Genomic DNA, 17,206 nt, shown 5'->3' on the forward strand with positions numbered 1-17,206 from the left:
CAATGGCAAAAAACCTCTGCAATCGTCGTATCTCACTCATAAAACAGACAGATGCGTCGACCGTCTATGTCGTTGACACTGATGGTCATGTCGTAGATTTCCCGCAGAACCTCCGGACGGATAATCTGTTCCGCCGGTCCCTGGCGGCAGATTCGGCCATCACGCATGGCGATGATGGTGTCGGAGTACCAGGAGGCGAAGTTGATGTCGTGCAGCACCAGAACCACGGTCTTCTTCAGCTCGTCGGCGGCGCGACGCATGATCTTCATCATGCTTGAGGCGTGTTTCATGTCGAGATTGTTGAGCGGCTCGTCCAGGAGCACATAGTCCGTGTCCTGACACAGAACCATGGCCACGAAGGCGCGCTGACGCTGGCCGCCGGAAAGCTCGTCGAGAAAGCGGCCGGAAAGGGTTTCGAGATGGAGATATTCCAGCGCCCGGTCGATATGGACCTTGTCCTCGATGGTGGGACGGCCCTTCGAATAGGGATAACGTCCAAAACCGACGAGATCGCGCACCGTCAGGCGTGACGAGATGTGGTTGTCTTGCCTGAGGATCGAGAGCCGTTTTGCCAGCGTGTCGGAAGGGGTCTTGGTCACATCCAGCCCGTCCACAGTCACGGTTCCCGCATCCATGGACATCAGCCGTGCCACGATGGAGAGCAGCGTGGATTTTCCCGCCCCGTTTGGCCCGATGATGGAGGTGACGCCGCCTGCCGGAATGGCGACGGAGACGCCATCGACAACAACCGTTTCGCCATAGGATTTGCTGATCTGACTGGCGATGATCATCGCGCACCCCGCTTGAGAATAAGACCGATAAAGACGATGCCGCCCAGAAATTCGATGATGATGGAAAGCGCCGTGTTGAAGGCGAAGATCCGCTCCAGCACCACCTGACCGCCGACAAGGCAGATGATGGCGATGAGGATTGCAGCCGGCAGCACATAGGCATGTTTGCCGTTGCCTGTGAGATAATGGGCCAGCGCCGCAACCAGCAGCCCGAAGAACATGACAGGGCCGACGAGTGCGGTGGAAACGGCAACGAGAACGGAGACCAGCACGAGGATGATCGTCACCGTTCGCTTGTAGTCCACGCCAAGGCTGATGGCCGTTGCGCGGCCGAGCGAAAGAACGTCGAGCGTGTGCAGGAGCCGCAACCCGATAATCGTCACCACGCCGACGATGATGGCTGATACCGCAAGAAGGGTGGGATCGATGGAATTGAAGCTGGCGAACAGCACATCCTGCAGCACCGCATATTCATTGGGGTCCAGTATGCGCTGCATGAAGCCCGAGAGGCTGCGGAAGAACACGCCGAAGACGATGCCGACCAGCACCAGAAGATGCAGGCTGCGTTCCGCGCCGACGAAAAGCCAGCGGTAGAGCAGGGCGGAGAAGGTGACGAGCAGCGCGGTTTCGGCAAGAAACTTCAGCTGCGGATCGATCATCACCACGGTTGCCGAGCCAAACACGAAGATTAGCGCCGTCTGCACCAGCACATAGAGCGAATCGAAACCCATCACCGAAGGGGTGAGAATGCGGTTGTTGGTGACCGTCTGGAACAATACCGTCGAAACGGCGATGGCATAGGCCACCAACAGCAGCGACAGAAGCTTGATGCCGCGAAACGGCAGGATGAAGCTCCAACTGCCCTTTGCACCGAGCGTCATGAAGGCAGCCATGGAGATGAGCGCCAGTGCGAGAAGCATCAGCAGCACGAGTTTCGCGCGCCGGTCGGGATGTCTCTCATGCATGGTGGCGTTTCCGGAGCAGGAGATAGAGGAACAGCGCGCTGCCGATGACGCCGACCACGGTTCCGATCGGTATCTCATAGGGCGCGCGCACCGTTCTGCCGATGATGTCGCAGGCAAGAACGAAGACCGCGCCAAGCGTCGCCACCCAGGGCACGGAACGGCGCATGTTGTCGCCGATCATCAGGCTGACCACATTCGGCACAATCAGGCCGAGAAAAGGGATCATGCCGACCGTGACGACGACGACGGCACTGACCAGCGAGACGATGGTGAGGCCGAGCGCCATCACCCGGCGATAGTTCAGGCCGAGATTGGTGGTGAAGTCGCGCCCCATGCCTGCCACCGTGAAACGGTCGGCGGCGAGATAGGCGGCGATGGCGAAAACGAAGCCAATCCACAGCAATTCATAGCGGCCACGCAGCACGCCGGAAAAATCCCCGGTCATCCACGCGCCGAGCGATTGCAGCAGATCGAAACGATAGGCGAAGAAAGTGGTGACGGCAGAAATGACGCCGCCCAGCATGATGCCGATCAGCGGCACCAGCAGCACATCGCGCAGCGGCACCTGCCGTAGAATACGCAGGAAAAGTGCGGTTCCCGCCAGCGCGAAAGCGGCGGCCACCAGCATCTTGCCGAAGATCGGCGTTTCCGGGGCAAGCAGGGTGACGGTGAGCAGGCCAAGGCCGGCGGATTCGGTGGTGCCAGCCGTCGAAGGCTCCACGAAGCGGTTGCGCACCAGCATCTGCATGATGAGACCGGCAATCGCCATCGAGCTTCCGGCCAGTATGAGCGCCAGCGTGCGCGGAATGCGGCTGACGAGGAGCACGCGCAGTGCATCCGCGCTCGTATCCGGCGCAAAAAGCGTCGCTAGCGAGACGTTGCTCACACCGACGAACAGGCTGACGATGGCGAGTGTCAGCGCCAGAAGGAGGGCGAGGATGAGGGACAGGGATTTCACGTCAGTGGTTTTTCGAAAATGGTGATGGCTCGCTTCGACCTCGCAGATTGCCCGGAGGACTGAACCTCTCCTTCGTCATCCTCGGGAGAAGCCCGGGGATGACGTCGCGAAGGCAGTTTTTACGACTTCTTCTCGGACACGGCCTCGTAGACCTGATCAAGCAAGGTGGTGAGCGCCGTATAACCGCTGCTGACGATATAGGCCGCCTGCGGATCGAGATAGACGATCTGCTTTTTCTTCCAGGCGTTGGTCTGGTGGATCAGTTCGTTGTCCAGCACCTGGGCGGCGGCCTTGCCTGGGTCCGTTGCGCGGCCGATGCCGGCATCGCGGTCGATCACGAACAGCCATTCGGGATTGACCTCTGCCAGATATTCGAAGGACACGACATCGCCCCGGTCGAAGCGGTCATCGATATCAGGAGCGACCGGCTTGAAGCCGATTTCCGTGTGCAGCCAGCCGGTGCGCGAGCTTGGGCCGTAAACACCGACCTTGCCGGCATTGGTGACGAGGATCATCGCCGTGCCGGAATTCGGCGCGATGGCCTTCAGCTTTGCAACCTTCTCGTCGATGGAGGCGTCGAGCTTTTTTGCTTCTTCCTGCTTGCCGAAGATATCGCCGAGCTTGGTGATATTGGCTTTGACGCTCGCGATGAATTCCTTGGAATCGATCGACATGTCGATGGCGGGCGTGATCTTCGCAACATCGGGATATTTCGCCCGCGAACGGCCGCCGACGATGACGAGATCGGCTTCTGCCGCATTGATCGCCTCGTAATCGGGTTCGAACAGCGTGCCGACCTTCAGATATTTGCCATCGGCATATTTCTGGAGATAGGTCGGCAGGTTGGAACCTAGGACACCAGCTGGCTCGACGCCCATCGCATCGAGATTGTCGAGCGAGGGGATATCCAGAACCAGAACCTTTTTCGGCGCGGCTTTCAGAACGGTCTCGCCCTGCGCGTGCTTGATCGTCATTTCCTCAGCGCCTGCGGTCATCGCGCCAAGGCTGAAGGCCGCTGCTGCCAGCAGCCGAACGGGGAAGGTGAAGTTGATGGCCACGGATATGTCCCTTGCAATATGGTTCTTGACCCTGCGGAAGCGGATCCCGCAGGCGTAACTTGATGTTCGCTGTCAGCTTTATTGGCAAGGTATGCGGAAATCAAAAATATGTTTTAGAATGGTTCTGAATTGCCGTGAGCGGGAAATGTGTGTGGTACCGGAAGCAGACCCCGGAGCCACATCAGGGGCCGTATCTTCTTTCAATTCGGCGGCCAGTCGCCGACGATCTCGCGTCTTTCCAGTTTCAGCGACCGGTCAGGCTGGATGCGGTAGGTTTCAATCGCCAGCCGGCCGTCGCCCATGACGAATTCGTGGCTGAGCGTGCTGCCGATGGGTGACTTGGTCAATTTGGTGTGGGGTTGTCCGCCATAGGTGATGCTGCCCGGAATGGGTTGCACGTCGGGTGCCGCGGTGGCGCAGCCGGCAAGGCCCAGAACCAGCATGATCGCGATCTTGCGCATGTTTTTCTCCTGCGTTGGACAGGAATACTATCACGGCCGTGCCTGCGCCACACATCCCGTTGCCGTGAATAAAAAGGGCCCCGCATCCGGAAGGAGACGGGGCCAGTTGCCTTGGGAGGCTGTTTGTTATCAGTCCTCGTTGGCGGCAAGCTGCGTCAGCACCTCGCCGCGGCCGCGGATGCGCATGATGAGCGGGACGATGAAGGCGGCGGCTGCGACAAGGAACAGGCCGACGGCAATCGGTGAGGTGAGCAGCACGGTCGGGTCGCCCTGGCCGATGGCGAGTGCACGGCGAAGCTGCTGTTCGGCAAGCGGCCCGAGGATGAGGCCGACCACGGCGGGCGCGATCGGATAACCGAAGATGCGCATGATGTAACCAAGGATACCGAAGGCGAGCAGCATGCCGAGTTCGAACACGGACGGGTTGGCGCCGATGGTGCCGAGCGTCGCAAACAGCAGGATGCCGGCATAGAGCCAGGGTTTCGGGATGGTCAGCAGCTTCACCCACAGGCCGATGAGCGGCAGATTGAGCACCAGCAGCATCAGGTTGGCGATGAACAGGCTGGCGATAAGGCCCCAGACCAGCTGCGGATTGGTGGCAAACAGCAACGGGCCGGGCTGAAGACCGAACTGCTGGAAACCGGCGAGCATGATGGCAGCTGTTGCCGTCGTCGGCAGGCCGAGGGTCAGGAGGGGCACGAGCGTACCGGCAGCGGAGGCATTGTTGGCGGCTTCCGGACCGGCAACCCCTTCGATGGCGCCATGGCCGAATTCTTCAGGATGTTTGCTGAGCCGCTTTTCGGTTGCATAGGAAAGGAAAGTGCCGATTTCAGCACCACCGGCAGGCATGGCGCCAATGGGGAAACCGATCAATGTGCCGCGCAACCAGGGTTTCCAGGAACGCGCCCAGTCCTGCGCACTCATCCAGACCGAACCCTTGACCGCTTCGACCTTCTCGTCGCCACTCTGGCCCTGCGCAACGATGAACAGCGTCTCGCCGATGGCGAACATGGCCACCGCAAGCGTCGTCACTTCCACGCCGTCGAGAAGGTCGGGAATGCCGAAGCTCATGCGGGTCTGGCCGGTCAACTGGTCGATACCGACGATGGCGAGCGCGAAGCCGATGAACAGCGAGGTAAGGCCGCGCAGTGCCGAATCTCCGAAAGCCGAGGAGACGGTGACAAAAGCGAGCACCATCAGCGCGAAATATTCGCGCGGGCCGAAAACCAGCGCCAGCTTGACGATATACGGTGCAACAAAGGCGAGAGCGACGGTGGCGATGAGACCAGCGACGAAGGAGCCGATGGCGGCGGTGGCAAGTGCCGGACCGCCGCGGCCCGCACGGGCCATCTTGTTGCCTTCGAGCGCAGTCACGATCGATGCGCTTTCGCCAGGCGTGTTGAGCAGGATCGAGGTGGTCGATCCGCCATACATGCCGCCATAATAGATGCCGGCGAACATGATGAGCGAACCGGCAGGATCAAGCCGATATGTAACGGGCAGAAGCAGAGCGACCGTCAGCGCCGGCCCGATGCCGGGCAGAACGCCGACGGCAGTGCCGAGTGTCACGCCGATCAGCGCATAGAGCAGGTTCATGGGTTGGGCAGCAACCTCAAGACCGTGCAGCAGGAATTCAAACGTACTCATGGACAGATGTCCCCCAAGTCGAGCAGATGGGCGGGCGGAACGGCTGGCGTTTGCGTCATCGCGCGCCGGCGGTTTCCTGTGATCTCGAATTTTGGTCGGAATGGCTGTTAGAACAACAGCCGTTCCAGAGGCCCGGCAGGCAGAGAAAGCTGCAGCAGCCGCGCAAAGATGATCCAGATGACGAAGCTCAGAGCGATGCCGATGGGGATCGAATACCAGAGCTTGCGTTTGCCGAAGGCGCGCGCCGTAAACGCAAACAGGAGACCGGTGGCGATGGAGAAACCGGCGACGTTCAGCAACAGCATCTGCGCGGCAAGGCCGGCGACGACCCATATGACCGGGGCGACTTCCTGTTTGTCCCGTTCAGGAAAATCACCGCGCCAGGCTTCGATGGCCGTCCAGAGCGCAAGGCCGACAAGACAGAAGGCGATGGCGTAGGGGACCGTTGCCGGACCGACCGGCGAGTAGCCGGTGACGCTGGCGAGACGCGCACTGTCCCAGAAGATCACGCAGGCGATAAGGACGAGGGCTACGGCGATCGCCAGCGCCGCCCAGTCAGGGCGGCGCTCTTGATGTTGTGAAGGGTTGGAACCCTGGCTCATTTTACCAGTCCGATTTCTTTGAGGATGGCGGCGGTGGCGTCGGTGTCCTTGGCAAGCTGCGCCTTGAACTCGTCACCGGAAAGATAGGTATCCATCCAGCTCTTGGTCTTCAGCGTTTCCTGCCACTTTGCGGATTTCGCGAGCTTCTCGATATCGGCGCTGACGGCCTTTTCCTGTTCCGGCGTCAGGCCGGGAGGAGCAGCGACCATGCGCCAGTTCTGTACGACGACGTCGAGGCCGCTTTCCTTGAGCGTCGGCGCGTCAACGCCTTCCAGCTTCTCTTCGCTGGAAACGGCCAGCAGGCGCAACGTGCCCGCCTTGACCTGGCTTTCGAATTCGCCGTAGCTCGAAATGCCGGCAGTGACCTGCGAGCCGAGGATCGAGGCAAGCGCTTCGCCGCCGCCGGAATAGGCGATGTAGTTGATCTTGGTCGGATCGACGCCGGCCGCCTTGGCGATCAGGCCAACAGCGATATGATCGGTGCCGCCGGCCGAGCCGCCGCCCCAGGACACGCTGCCCGGATCTTTTTTGAGCTGGTCGACGAGGTCGCCGATGGTTTTCAGCGGCGAGGATGCCGGAACGACGATTGCTTCATATTCACCGGTCAGGCGGGCGATTGGCGTCACTTCCTTGAGGGTGACGGGCGCCTTGTTGGTGAGGATCGCGCCGACCATCACGTAACCGCCGACGATGAGGGCGTTCGGGTTGCCCTTCTGCTGGCTGGCGAACTGTGCAAGACCGATGGTGCCGCCGGCACCTGGCACGTTCTGCACCTGAACGCTCTTGGAAATGCCTTCTTCCTGCAGCACGCTCTGCAGGGAACGCGCGGTCTGGTCCCAGCCGCCGCCGGGATTGGCCGGCGCGATGATGGTGTAGTCCGCTGCGACCGCCGGAAGCGCGATCACGCCTGCCAGAAATGTGCCGATAAGAAAATGTTTCACTTAGAAAACCCTCCTCAGGATGCCCTTTTTGGGCGTCGTTTTTCGTTTATGCGGAAGGGAGTTTCAGGCCGTGCTTATACTGACGCTGCCAGGGCAGCGCGGAGCTCTACGGTCCTCAAGATTTCCTCCCGCATCTTCTTCCGCCTCCACGGAATGAAGAAGGATTGCAGAGCATCATAAAAAGCTGTCATCTAACTGACGCACCGCAAGTCCTTGCGCATTTACTCTCTATTAATTTGTGCTTGCCGTCTACTATTGCGAGCGTAGCGCCTCGTTCCAACGCTCGATCAGGCGGCTGCGCTTGACCTGATCCAGATAGACCATCAGGCCCGGGCTGACGGGCACGGGGCGCAATTGTGCGCCGTGGATCGCCTGCATGGTGTTGGCGGTATTTTCGCCCGCCACGTCAGGGCTTACGGCGGGGATCTGCAATTGCCGGGCCATGATCGTCTGGCCCTCCTTGGACATGAAGAATTCGAGATAGCGGCGGCCGAGCGCCGGGTTGGCGGCGGCTTCCGGCACCAGCCCGATGCGCGACATGACCACGGTATAGTCCTTGGGCAGCACGATGCCGACATCGGGATGGCGCGAGGCCCAGTCGGCCGCGTAGGAACCGAGAATATTGTAGCCCAGCACGAAGCGTCCGTCGGAGACACGCTCCAGAATGGCGGATGACGTGGAATAGACCTTCACGCCGGCCGCGCCCATGGCCTTGATGACGCTCCATATATCGCCGAACTGCTCCTGATCGCGCGACATGAACAGGAAGCCGACGCCGGAGCGCTCAATGTCGTAGGTAGCGATGCGGCCATGCACTTCCTTGGCGTGGCGCTCAAGATAATCGACGAATTCGGCACGGGTGGCGGGCGGCTTTTCGGTGGTAAAGCTCGGCTTGTGATACACGAACACCGCCGGCTCGAAGGTCAGCGCATAGGCGGTGTTGCGCCAGTTGGCCCAGGTGGGCCAGCGCGCGCTCATGGCAAGGTCGGAGCGCTGGGCGTAACCGTCATTGCTCAACTTCACCTGCAAATCCATGGCGGATGAAAAGGCGAAATCGGCGGTCTTTTTGCCCGCATCGGTTTCTTTCACGATGCGATCATAGATTTCGCCGGTCAGCATGTCCTCGTAATGGACGGCGATATCGGGGTTGGCCTTCTGGAAACCCTCGATCATCGGCGTGGCCAGCGGTTCGTCCAGCGAGGAATAAACCACCAGCGTTTCCGCATCCGCCTTGCCTGATGGTGCAGGGAAAACGGCGACTTGTGCAAGCGCCGGTGAGGCCATGCAAAGACAGAGACAGAGAAAAACGGCGATACGCATGGAAAAGATCATGCCGCACGCGCTTGCCATTCACAAGCGCCAAGGGCTTGGATAAGCTCGGCAATGTTGCGGGAGGAAGAATTGCGTATTTTGCTGGTCGAGGACAATCAGGTGCTGTCGGAAGGGCTGTGTGCGCTTCTGCGCGGCAGCGGTTATGCGGTGGATGTCGTTTCAGACGGCGCTTCCGCCGACGCGGCGATTGCGGCGGAAAATTTCGATCTCGTCATTCTCGATCTCAACCTGCCGGAAATGGACGGCATCGAGGTGCTGCGCTCCATGCGCTCGCGCCAGGACAAGGCGGCGGTGCTGATCCTGACGGCGCGTGGCACGCCGGAGGAGAAGGTCAAGGGGCTCGATCTCGGCGCCGACGACTACATGATCAAGCCCTTCGACATCACCGAATTTGAAGCGAGGGTGCGGGTGCTGCTGCGTCGCAATGCCGGCCTGCGCTCTTCTACGCTCGGCTTCGGCAAAGTCCTGTTCGACCTCACATCCCGCACCTTTTCAGCCGATGGGCGCCCGCTCGATATTCCGGCGCGTGAAGTGGCGCTGCTCGAGGTGCTGTTCATGCGGGCGGGCAAGGTGGTTGCCAAGGAGGCGATCGTGCAATCGCTGACCGGTTTCGACGACGAGATATCAGGCAACGCCATCGAGCAATATGTCAGCCGGCTCCGCAAGCGGCTTGCCCCCCACGGGCTGACGGTGAAGACGGCGCGTGGCATCGGCTATTATCTGGAAAAGCTGCCGGAGATGGCTGAATGAGACAGGCCGCCTATTCGCTCAGGCGGCGTCTTTTAGGCTGGCTTCTCATCTCCACCGCCATCATCGGCTGCGTTGCGCTCACTGATACCTGGCGTGAGGCGGTCAATACGGCCAATGTCGTCTCCGACCGGGTGCTGTCAGGTTCCGCGCTTGCGATTGCCGAGCGGGTGGTGGTGGCCGAAGACGGCTCGCTGGAGGTCGATATTCCCTATGTCGCGCTGGAAATGCTGACATCGGCGGCGCAGGACCGGGTGTTTTACCGTGTCGACGGGCCAAACGGGCAATTTCTCACCGGTTACCAGAACCTGCCGACGGTGGAGAATCCGGCCGGAGAAACGCCTGCCTATCGCGATGCCGTGTTTCGTGATGAGCCGATCCGCATCGCCGCGATCCGCCGTTTTGCCTCCACCGGCATCAATTCCGTGCCCTTTTCCGTGACGGTGGCTGAAACGACGATCGCCCGCAGCCAGCTTGCGCAGGCCATCATCCTGCGCTCGGCTTTGCGCCTGCTGTTCATGATCGTGGGCGCGGCGATCATTGTCTGGATCGCGGTGACGATTTCGCTCCGGCCGCTTTACCGGCTCAGCGAAGCGATTGCCGAGCGCAGCCCCAACGACCTGCATCCAATCCGGCAATCCGTGCCGGTGGAGGTGGAAAATCTGGTGGAAACGGTCAATTCCTTCATGGTGCGGCTGCAATCGGCGCTCGATGCGCTCAGGCATTTCACCGGTAATGCCAGCCATCAATTGCGCACGCCGCTTGCCATCATCAGCACGCAGCTTGCGCTTTCCGCCCGCGCCGCAAGTCTCGAAGACGCGCAGGCGGCGGCGCGCAAGGGCGGCGCTTCGGTGGCCCATGCCGAACACATCCTCGCCCAGTTGCTGCGCATGGCCAATATCGATGCTGCCGGTTCGAGCGAAAAACATGATTTTTCCCAGATCGACCTCGTGGCGGTGGCGCAGAACGTGACGGCAGATTTCGTGCCACGCGCGGCCGACGCCGGCATCGATCTCGGTTTCGAAGGCGAGGGCGAAGCGACAATTCTCGCCGAGCCGCTCCTTATCGGTGAACTGATCGGCAATCTCGTTTCCAATGCCATCAACTACGCGGGGCGTGGTGCGGAAGTCACCGTGCGCGTCGGCAGGCAAGCGGGCGCCGTCTGGCTGGAAGTGGAAGATAACGGCCCCGGCATACCCACGGAAAAACGCGCCATGGTGCGCCAGCGCTTCGCCCGCGGCGAAGCCAACGCCGCCCCCGGCGCCGGCCTCGGCCTTGCGATCATCGAGGAGATCGCCGGGCTGTTCGGCGGGCGACTGATGCTGGAGGACGGCGCGGGAGGGCGGGGCTTAAGGGCCCGGGTGGAGTTCTCCTGAGGCGGCACTGCTGCGCCGTCCCCTTGGATGAGACTCGCGGTCCTATTCGTTCATCTTGTCGATAATCTGCATCATGATGTCAGCGCAGGCCTTCATCGGCTCGTCATCGGCACATTTGACGTCGATTTTGCGCTCGCCGTCTTCAATCCTGAAATGCGCTGCCTTGGAGGGCGGGGGTGGCATTCTCTTGCCATGCGGGCCGTCCCGCCAGCCTGCTTCCCTCGGACCGCCAGGGCCGGGCGGAGGAGGTGGCGGCGGCGCATCCGCCCTTGAACCAGCGTCCGCTGGTCCCGGCGGTGGTGGCGGCTGCTGGGCGAAGCTGGAGCCCGCCGCGATGAGAAACGCGGCGCCGGCAATGACGAGTTTTTTCATGTGAGAGACCTCGCTGTTGGGCTACAGTGAAGAAACGGTCACATGGGATGCTCGGTTGCCGGTCGATAAAAATAATTCCGCGTTGTTTTCGTGGCGTATTAGCCCATCCGTTCCGAAGCGTAGCTGCCCGGGCTTGGCGGGAAGACTACGGTGCGGTTGCCGTTGATGAAAGTGCGGTGGTGGATGTGGGCATGGATGGCGCGTGCCAGTACCTGGCTTTCCACATCACGGCCAAGAGAGACATAGTCTTCGGCAGATTGGGCATGGGTGACGCGCACCGTGTCCTGCTCGATGATCGGGCCTTCGTCCAGATCGGCGGTGACGTAATGGGCTGTCGCGCCGATCAGCTTTACGCCGCGGTCATAGGCCTGCTTGTAGGGGTTGGCGCCCTTGAAGGATGGCAGGAAGGAGTGGTGGATGTTGATGATACGGCCCGACATCTTGCGGCACATGTTATCGGACAGCACCTGCATGTAACGCGCCAGCACCACCAGTTCGGTGCCGCTGGTCTCGATCAGGTCCATCAGCTGCGCTTCGGCCTGCGGCTTGTTTTCCTTCGTTACCTTGATGTGGTGGAAGGGAATGTCGTGGTTGACCACCACTTTCTGATATTCGAAATGGTTGGAGACGACGCCGACGATATCGATCGGCAGCGCGCCGATCTTCCAGCGGTAGAGCAGATCGTTGAGGCAATGGCCGAAGCGGGACACCATCAGAAGTGTTTTCATGCGCTGGCCGTCGCTATAGATGCGGGCTTCCATGCCGAATTTTTCCGCCACCGGCTGAAAGCCCTCGGTGATGGCCTGCATCGTCGCGCCCTCTTCGGAAATGAAGGAAACGCGCATGAAGAACTTGCCGGTCTCGAGGTCGTCAAACTGCGAACTGTCGACGATGTTGCAGCCCTTTTCCGCCAGATAACCGGAAATCGCGGCGACGATGCCGCGGGTCGATTTGCAGGCTACTGTCAGAACATAGGTTGTCATTCGTTTTCCCTCAAAGACTTTGCACCGGCGAGAACCGGCGCAGTTGGCGCGTTCCATAGCGCAGCTCTGTGGCGGAGCAAAGCGCCAAGACGAGTGCAGCAAAGTCATAAGACGGGAAAAGGGGCCGCGCCGTGCCGGAAGCGACATGGAATGTTCCACGGCCAGCACGGCGGCGGCAGGCGTTGCCGCCTGCCGTTACCACTCTCAGGCGCGGCGCAGGCGCATGGCCGGGCGGCCGCGGCTGTCGATCAGCTCCAGCGTGCCGCGGCGCGGCTCGAGCCGGAAGGAGCGGGCGCCTTCAAGCGCTTCGATGAACTGCCTTTCCTGGCGCATGATGTCAGGAGCGCAGGCCATCTGGGTGGAAATCATCCGGCCGAAATCGAGGCGGTTGCGGCTTATCTTCACCTCGCCGCCGATGCCGTTGCAGCCGGCATTGCCGGAAACGCGGCCCTCGCGGGAAATTTCCAGCGTTGCCTCGCGGCGGCCGCGAACCCTTTCGCCACGGATTTCCTGCACCAGCCAGCGCCCCTCAATGCCAGCCTGCGGCTCCGGCCTGCCTGGAGCCGCCGCCACCCGTTCCAGAACGAGATCGGTGTCGTCACGCCCACCGGCCAGAACCGAGTAACGGCGCGTGGTGGTGAAGAGCAGCCGGTCGCCCTCGCGGATTTCGGCGCTGAGCGCATAGGAACGGCGGCCACGGATGTCGCGGTCGTCATAACGCAAAACGAAGGGTACCGGCACCTGCCCACGCGGGCGTATGGTGGTTTCGGCGATCGTCTGCGAAGGCGCGTCCGCCAGCGAGACATCGATGAGGCGCACAGTAACAGTCGCGCCCGGCGGCAGGGCGATCCGCTCGCGATAGGAAACGCTGCCGCGCAGGCTTGCGGGTGCGGCAGCCGCACCGCCCGCTGCAAAAAGCGGTGCAAGCGCGAGGAGCCCTGCGAAATTCCGGCGCGAAAGAAGTGGCTGGCGGTCGTTCATGGTGCTTGCTCCGTGCTGCTGATCGAATTTCAGCGGATGATAAAAAACGGCACTGAACGGGCGATGAACCGGTGAATGTTTCCTCACGAGTGGGGCTGAGCCATCGCGGATTGATGAGTAAGGAGGGAGGCCACCACCAGCAGCCTCCCATTCACTTAGCCACGGAAACTGTCCCGCAGCGCTTCGAACTTCGCCAGCTGATCGCCACGCAGTTCCTTGTTTTCGTCGCGACGGACGAAAATCTTGAACATGGCGCCGCCGGCGGCATTCATGAACCAGACGGAACAGGAGCGTCGGCCATGAAAGCCGCGATCGACGAAGGTGATGCCGGCGCAATTGTCCTTCTTGATGTGGCCGCCGATGGGGCTGTCACCGTGGATGTTGAACCAGCCGTGGCTTTCGCTGCCCTCCGGCAGGTCGCCCGGCACTTCCAGCACGATATCGCCGGTCTGGACGATCATCAGGACTTCGCCCCAGCCGCGCATCTCGTTCCAGATCGCGTCGAACTGATCGGAACCAGCCGAAACGGCCGCACCTTGCGGCAGGATCGCCAGAACTTCGGCTGATGTCACCTCTGCCTTGGCGGCAATGGCTTCCACGATGCCGTCAGGCTTTTCGGCAAGTGCTGCGGCAGCGCGGGCCTGCCGGTCATCGGTCTTTTGTGCTGCAATGCTCATAGGCGAGCCTCAGGCGGCAATCGAACGGCGTTCGCCATTCTTGTCTTCGTGGATGATGACGTCAAAACCTTCGAAATGCGGGCCGGAAAGATATTCGACCTTGCCACGGTTCTCACCGGCCTTGGCATGGGCGGCACGGAACTGTTCGGACTTGGTCCAGCTCAGGAAATCGTCCTTGGTGGCCCAGACGGTGTGCGAGGCATAGAGCGTGTGGTCATCCGCCTTCGGGCCTTTCAGCATGTGAAATTCGATATAGCCCGGCAGCTCGCTCAGGTGCGATTTACGCTCGCGCCAGATGGATTCAAAGGTATCCTCATAGCCCGGTACGACGCGAAAACGGTTCATTGCGATAAACATGGAAGTCTCCCTTTAAGTTTACAGTTGCAGTCAGGATATCCAGCCAAAGCGTGGATGGAAAGAGGCTGACGATAAAGCGAACAATTTACTCCACTTATCGATTGCGCCTTCTATAAACATGTGCAAATAACTCAAGTTAAATAAGATGGGCAATCCCGTATCCGCCCGTGCCAGCTTGTGTTTCAGGATAGCGTCATGTTGAATTTAAGCCTTCGCTCGTTCGTTTTCGCCGCCCTCGTGCCCGCCGTCATCGCCGTTGCCGCGCCCGGAGCTAGAGCTTCGGACAAGGGCAATCCGGAGGCGAAACGCATCGTTGCAGTCGGCGGTACGGTAACGGAAATCCTTTATGCGCTTGGCGCGAGCGACCGCATCGTTGCGCGTGACAGCACCAGCAGCTATCCGGCGGACGTGCTGTCCAAGCCCGATATCGGCTATATGCGGGCGCTCTCGTCGGAGGGCATTCTTTCGCAGAAGCCCGATCTCATCCTGTCTGAAGATGGGTCCGGCCCGGCGGATGTCGTTGCCATCCTCAAGGCCAGTGCGGTGCCTTTCGTCACCGTCGATACCCCGCCGAGCGGCGACGCCATCCCCAGGAAGATCGAGGATGTCGGTGCGGCAGTTGGTCTTGCCGACAAGGCAAAGGCGTTGGCCGCGGAAACCAAAGCCGGGCTTGATGTGCTCGCCAAGGACGTCTCAGCCGTGCCGGAAAAGAACAGGAAGCGTGTGCTCTTCGTGCTCTCCAGCGCCGGCGGTCGCATCATGGCGGCGGGCAAGGGCACCGAAGCGGCGGCGATCATCGAAATGGCCGGCGGCATCAATGCCGCGCAGGAAATCAGCGGGTACAAGCCGTTGACGGATGAGGCGGTCATCGCCTCCGCGCCCGATGTGGTGCTGACCATGGCGCGCGGCGACCATGCCGGCAAGGCGGATGAGATTTTCGCGCTGCCCGCGTTCCAGTCCACGCCGGCTGCTGCGGAGAAGGCGCTGATCAGCATGGACGGGCTTTACCTCATCGGTTTTGGCCCGCGCACGCCCGCCGCCGGTCGTGAACTGGCGCACAAGCTCTACCCTGATGTGGTGAAGCCGTGAGCCTTGCTGCCTTGAGTTCCACGGAGGGCAGGGTTGCCGGTGACAGATCCCGTCAGGGGGTCGTTACCCTTGCCGTGCTCGTTGGCATCCTGCTGTTTGCCTGCGGCGTGTCGCTCGTCAGCGGGCCCACGGGTGTGGGCATTTCCGAACTCTGGGCCTATCTGACTGGCAGCGCGGATCAACTCGATGCGCGTGATAAAGTCATTCTCGAGGCGGTGCGACTGCCGCGCACGGCGCTCGGCATGTTGATCGGTGCTGGGCTTGGCGTCTCGGGCGCCATGATGCAGGGTCTTTTCCGCAATCCGCTGGCCGATCCCGGCATTGTCGGTGTCACCTCGGGTGCAGCACTTTTTGCGGTTGCGGCAATTTCTCTTGGGGAAGGTGCGCTCGCAACGGTCGCCGTATTTTTCGGCCCGCATTTTCTGCCGCTGATGGCGTTTTTCGGCGGGCTTTTGAATACCTGGCTGCTTTACGTCATTGCCACAAGGGATGGCGCCACCTCCACGACGACGCTTATTCTGGCCGGTATTGCGGTTGCGGCGATCAGCGGTGCGCTGACCGGCCTGATGATTTTTGTGGCCGATGACCGGGCGCTCCGCGACATCACCTTCTGGTCTCTCGGTTCGCTTGGTGGGGCCACCCCTGCCAAGGTTCTCGCCACCTTGCCCTTCATCGTCGTCGTGCTTGCCATCATTCCCTTTGTCGCAAGAGGGCTGGATGCGCTGATCCTTGGCGATGCGGCGGCCTTTCACATGGGCATTCCCGTGCAGCGGCTGAAGCGAGTCGTCATTCTGGCCGTTGCCGCTGCCTGCGGGGCAAGCGTGGCGGCTGCCGGCTCCATCGGTTTTGTCGGTATCGTCGTGCCGCATCTGCTGCGGCTTGCCATTGGCCCATCGCACCGCTTCCTGCTGCCGGCCTCTGCACTTGGCGGGGCCGCACTTCTGCTTCTCGCCGACAGTTTTGCCCGCACGGTTGCGGCACCGGCGGAATTGCCCATCGGTGTGGTCACCGCGCTGATCGGCGCGCCGGTCTTCCTGTTCCTGCTGCTTGGCCGCGGCGGATTTTCCATGCGGAACATGTCATGATCCAGGCCGAAAACCTCACCCTCATCCGCTCCGGCCGCCGTCTGCTCGACGAGGTCTGCATCGATCTGAAGCCCGGCAAGGTCAATGTCATTATCGGTCCGAACGGTGCCGGCAAATCGACGCTGATGAAGGTTCTGTCCGGCGAGATGCGTGCCGAGGCCGGTTCAGTGACTTATAATGATGTTGCCCTGCCGTTGTTTACGCCGGTTCAGCTTGCGCGCATCCGCGCCGTGCTGCCGCAGAATACCCAGCTTGCCTTTCCTTTCACCGCGCTCGAAATCGTGCGCATGGGCGCTGTCGCGCAAGGGTCGCGCGCGCCGGAAGAGCAGGCCCGCCGGGCGCTCGCCAGGGCCGGGCTTCGCGGGTTCGAGCAGCGCTCCTACAACATGCTGTCTGGCGGCGAGCAGCAGCGCGTGCAATTTGCCCGCGCTCTCGCCCAGGTGCCGCATCCCGTGGAAAACGGCGAGGTGCGGGCTCTCTTTCTCGATGAGCCGACGGCCAGTCTCGATATAGGCCACCAGATCGCGGTGCTGGAAACGGCGCGGGATTTCGCTATTGGCGGCGGTCTCGTGCTTGCCATCCTGCACGATCTCAACCTTGCGGCAGAATTTGCCGATCAACTTATCGTCATGCATGGCGGCCGGGTAACGGCGAGCGGTCCATCGCTGGATACGATCAGCGACGAGACGATTGCAAGGGTCTATGGCATTGGCGGCGTCGTCGGACGGCTGCCGGCGCGGCATATTCCTTATGTGCTGCCGCAGTCGAGGCATCGCTAGAGCAT

General features: G+C 61.3%; 19 protein-coding genes. 5 read left to right on the forward strand and 14 right to left on the reverse strand.

Translation table 11 applies throughout. The features are described from left to right. Positions 1-32: 32 nt before the first annotated feature. From ASD46_RS24650 to ASD46_RS24690, 9 genes are all read right to left on the reverse strand, one after another. Complete coding sequence (locus tag ASD46_RS24650; RefSeq protein WP_025594380.1) at positions 33-791, reverse strand: ABC transporter ATP-binding protein; 759 nt, start codon at positions 789-791, stop codon at positions 33-35. Continuing rightward, positions 788-1,756, reverse strand: a complete 969-nt coding sequence (locus ASD46_RS24655) for an iron chelate uptake ABC transporter family permease subunit (RefSeq protein WP_025594379.1) — start codon at positions 1,754-1,756, stop codon at positions 788-790. Before ASD46_RS24655 ends, ASD46_RS24650 begins: the two co-directional genes overlap by 4 nt. Beyond that, positions 1,749-2,714, reverse strand: a complete 966-nt coding sequence (locus ASD46_RS24660; protein ID WP_013636757.1) for an ABC transporter permease — start codon at positions 2,712-2,714, stop codon at positions 1,749-1,751. The genes ASD46_RS24655 and ASD46_RS24660 overlap by 8 nt, the downstream gene beginning before the upstream one ends. 119 nt (positions 2,715-2,833) lie before the next feature. Further along, the gene (locus tag ASD46_RS24665) at positions 2,834-3,772 is read right to left on the reverse strand and encodes a siderophore ABC transporter substrate-binding protein (RefSeq protein ID WP_013636756.1); all 939 of its coding nucleotides are present in this window, start codon (positions 3,770-3,772) and stop codon (positions 2,834-2,836) included. Positions 3,773-3,972: 200 nt separating this feature from the next. Then, positions 3,973-4,233 (reverse strand): hypothetical protein, encoded by a 261-nt coding sequence (locus ASD46_RS24670; protein ID WP_003514037.1) that lies wholly within the window; start codon positions 4,231-4,233, stop codon positions 3,973-3,975. Positions 4,234-4,362: 129 nt separating this feature from the next. After that, on the reverse strand, positions 4,363-5,880 hold the full coding sequence (locus ASD46_RS24675) for a tripartite tricarboxylate transporter permease (protein WP_003514036.1): 1,518 nt from the start codon (positions 5,878-5,880) through the stop codon (positions 4,363-4,365). Positions 5,881-5,987: 107 nt separating this feature from the next. After that, positions 5,988-6,482 carry a tripartite tricarboxylate transporter TctB family protein gene (locus ASD46_RS24680; protein WP_013636754.1) on the reverse strand — a complete coding sequence of 165 codons (495 nt, stop codon included), beginning with the start codon at positions 6,480-6,482 and terminating at the stop codon, positions 5,988-5,990. Beyond that, positions 6,479-7,423: a Bug family tripartite tricarboxylate transporter substrate binding protein gene (locus tag ASD46_RS24685; protein ID WP_025594375.1), complete on the reverse strand. Its 945-nt coding sequence runs from the start codon at positions 7,421-7,423 to the stop codon at positions 6,479-6,481. Before ASD46_RS24685 ends, ASD46_RS24680 begins: the two co-directional genes overlap by 4 nt. 252 nt (positions 7,424-7,675) lie before the next feature. Further along, a complete protein-coding gene (locus ASD46_RS24690; protein ID WP_019565081.1) occupies positions 7,676-8,755 on the reverse strand; it encodes an ABC transporter substrate-binding protein in 1,080 nt (359 codons plus the stop codon). Between the two features lie 69 nt (positions 8,756-8,824). Here ASD46_RS24690 and ASD46_RS24695 point away from each other — a divergent pair, with 69 nt between their 5' ends. After that, positions 8,825-9,505 (forward strand): response regulator transcription factor, encoded by a 681-nt coding sequence (locus ASD46_RS24695; protein WP_025594373.1) that lies wholly within the window; start codon positions 8,825-8,827, stop codon positions 9,503-9,505. Then, on the forward strand, positions 9,502-10,878 hold the full coding sequence (locus tag ASD46_RS24700) for a sensor histidine kinase (RefSeq protein ID WP_025594372.1): 1,377 nt from the start codon (positions 9,502-9,504) through the stop codon (positions 10,876-10,878). Before ASD46_RS24695 ends, ASD46_RS24700 begins: the two co-directional genes overlap by 4 nt. A gap of 42 nt (positions 10,879-10,920) precedes the next feature. Here ASD46_RS24700 and ASD46_RS24705 read toward each other — a convergent pair whose 3' ends face one another. The 5 genes from ASD46_RS24705 to ASD46_RS24725 form a co-directional block, all read right to left on the reverse strand. Further along, positions 10,921-11,250: a hypothetical protein gene (locus ASD46_RS24705; RefSeq protein ID WP_003514020.1), complete on the reverse strand. Its 330-nt coding sequence runs from the start codon at positions 11,248-11,250 to the stop codon at positions 10,921-10,923. A gap of 98 nt (positions 11,251-11,348) precedes the next feature. Next, positions 11,349-12,233, reverse strand: coding sequence for a formyltetrahydrofolate deformylase (purU, locus tag ASD46_RS24710; RefSeq protein ID WP_003514019.1), 885 nt, complete (start codon positions 12,231-12,233; stop codon positions 11,349-11,351). A 204-nt stretch (positions 12,234-12,437) separates the two neighbouring features. Then, the gene (locus ASD46_RS24715) at positions 12,438-13,214 is read right to left on the reverse strand and encodes a YbaY family lipoprotein (protein WP_035198721.1); all 777 of its coding nucleotides are present in this window, start codon (positions 13,212-13,214) and stop codon (positions 12,438-12,440) included. 155 nt (positions 13,215-13,369) lie between these two features. Beyond that, positions 13,370-13,891: a heme utilization cystosolic carrier protein HutX gene (gene hutX, locus ASD46_RS24720; RefSeq protein ID WP_003514017.1), complete on the reverse strand. Its 522-nt coding sequence runs from the start codon at positions 13,889-13,891 to the stop codon at positions 13,370-13,372. Between the two features lie 9 nt (positions 13,892-13,900). Next, positions 13,901-14,248 carry an antibiotic biosynthesis monooxygenase family protein gene (locus ASD46_RS24725; RefSeq protein WP_003514016.1) on the reverse strand — a complete coding sequence of 116 codons (348 nt, stop codon included), beginning with the start codon at positions 14,246-14,248 and terminating at the stop codon, positions 13,901-13,903. A gap of 195 nt (positions 14,249-14,443) precedes the next feature. On the opposite strand from ASD46_RS24725, the gene ASD46_RS24730 reads away from it, so the two are divergent. From ASD46_RS24730 to ASD46_RS24740, 3 genes are read left to right on the forward strand one after another with little or no spacing between them, the layout of a single operon-like run. After that, the gene (locus tag ASD46_RS24730; RefSeq protein WP_003514008.1) at positions 14,444-15,337 is read left to right on the forward strand and encodes a heme/hemin ABC transporter substrate-binding protein; all 894 of its coding nucleotides are present in this window, start codon (positions 14,444-14,446) and stop codon (positions 15,335-15,337) included. Beyond that, complete coding sequence (locus ASD46_RS24735; protein ID WP_019565086.1) at positions 15,334-16,422, forward strand: FecCD family ABC transporter permease; 1,089 nt, start codon at positions 15,334-15,336, stop codon at positions 16,420-16,422. The genes ASD46_RS24730 and ASD46_RS24735 overlap by 4 nt, the downstream gene beginning before the upstream one ends. After that, positions 16,419-17,201, forward strand: a complete 783-nt coding sequence (locus ASD46_RS24740; protein ID WP_025594367.1) for a heme ABC transporter ATP-binding protein — start codon at positions 16,419-16,421, stop codon at positions 17,199-17,201. Before ASD46_RS24735 ends, ASD46_RS24740 begins: the two co-directional genes overlap by 4 nt. Positions 17,202-17,206: the final 5 nt, after the last annotated feature.

This window comes from Rhizobium sp. Root491, assembly GCF_001427205.1.
GTDB classification, from domain to species: domain Bacteria; phylum Pseudomonadota; class Alphaproteobacteria; order Rhizobiales; family Rhizobiaceae; genus Agrobacterium; species Agrobacterium tumefaciens.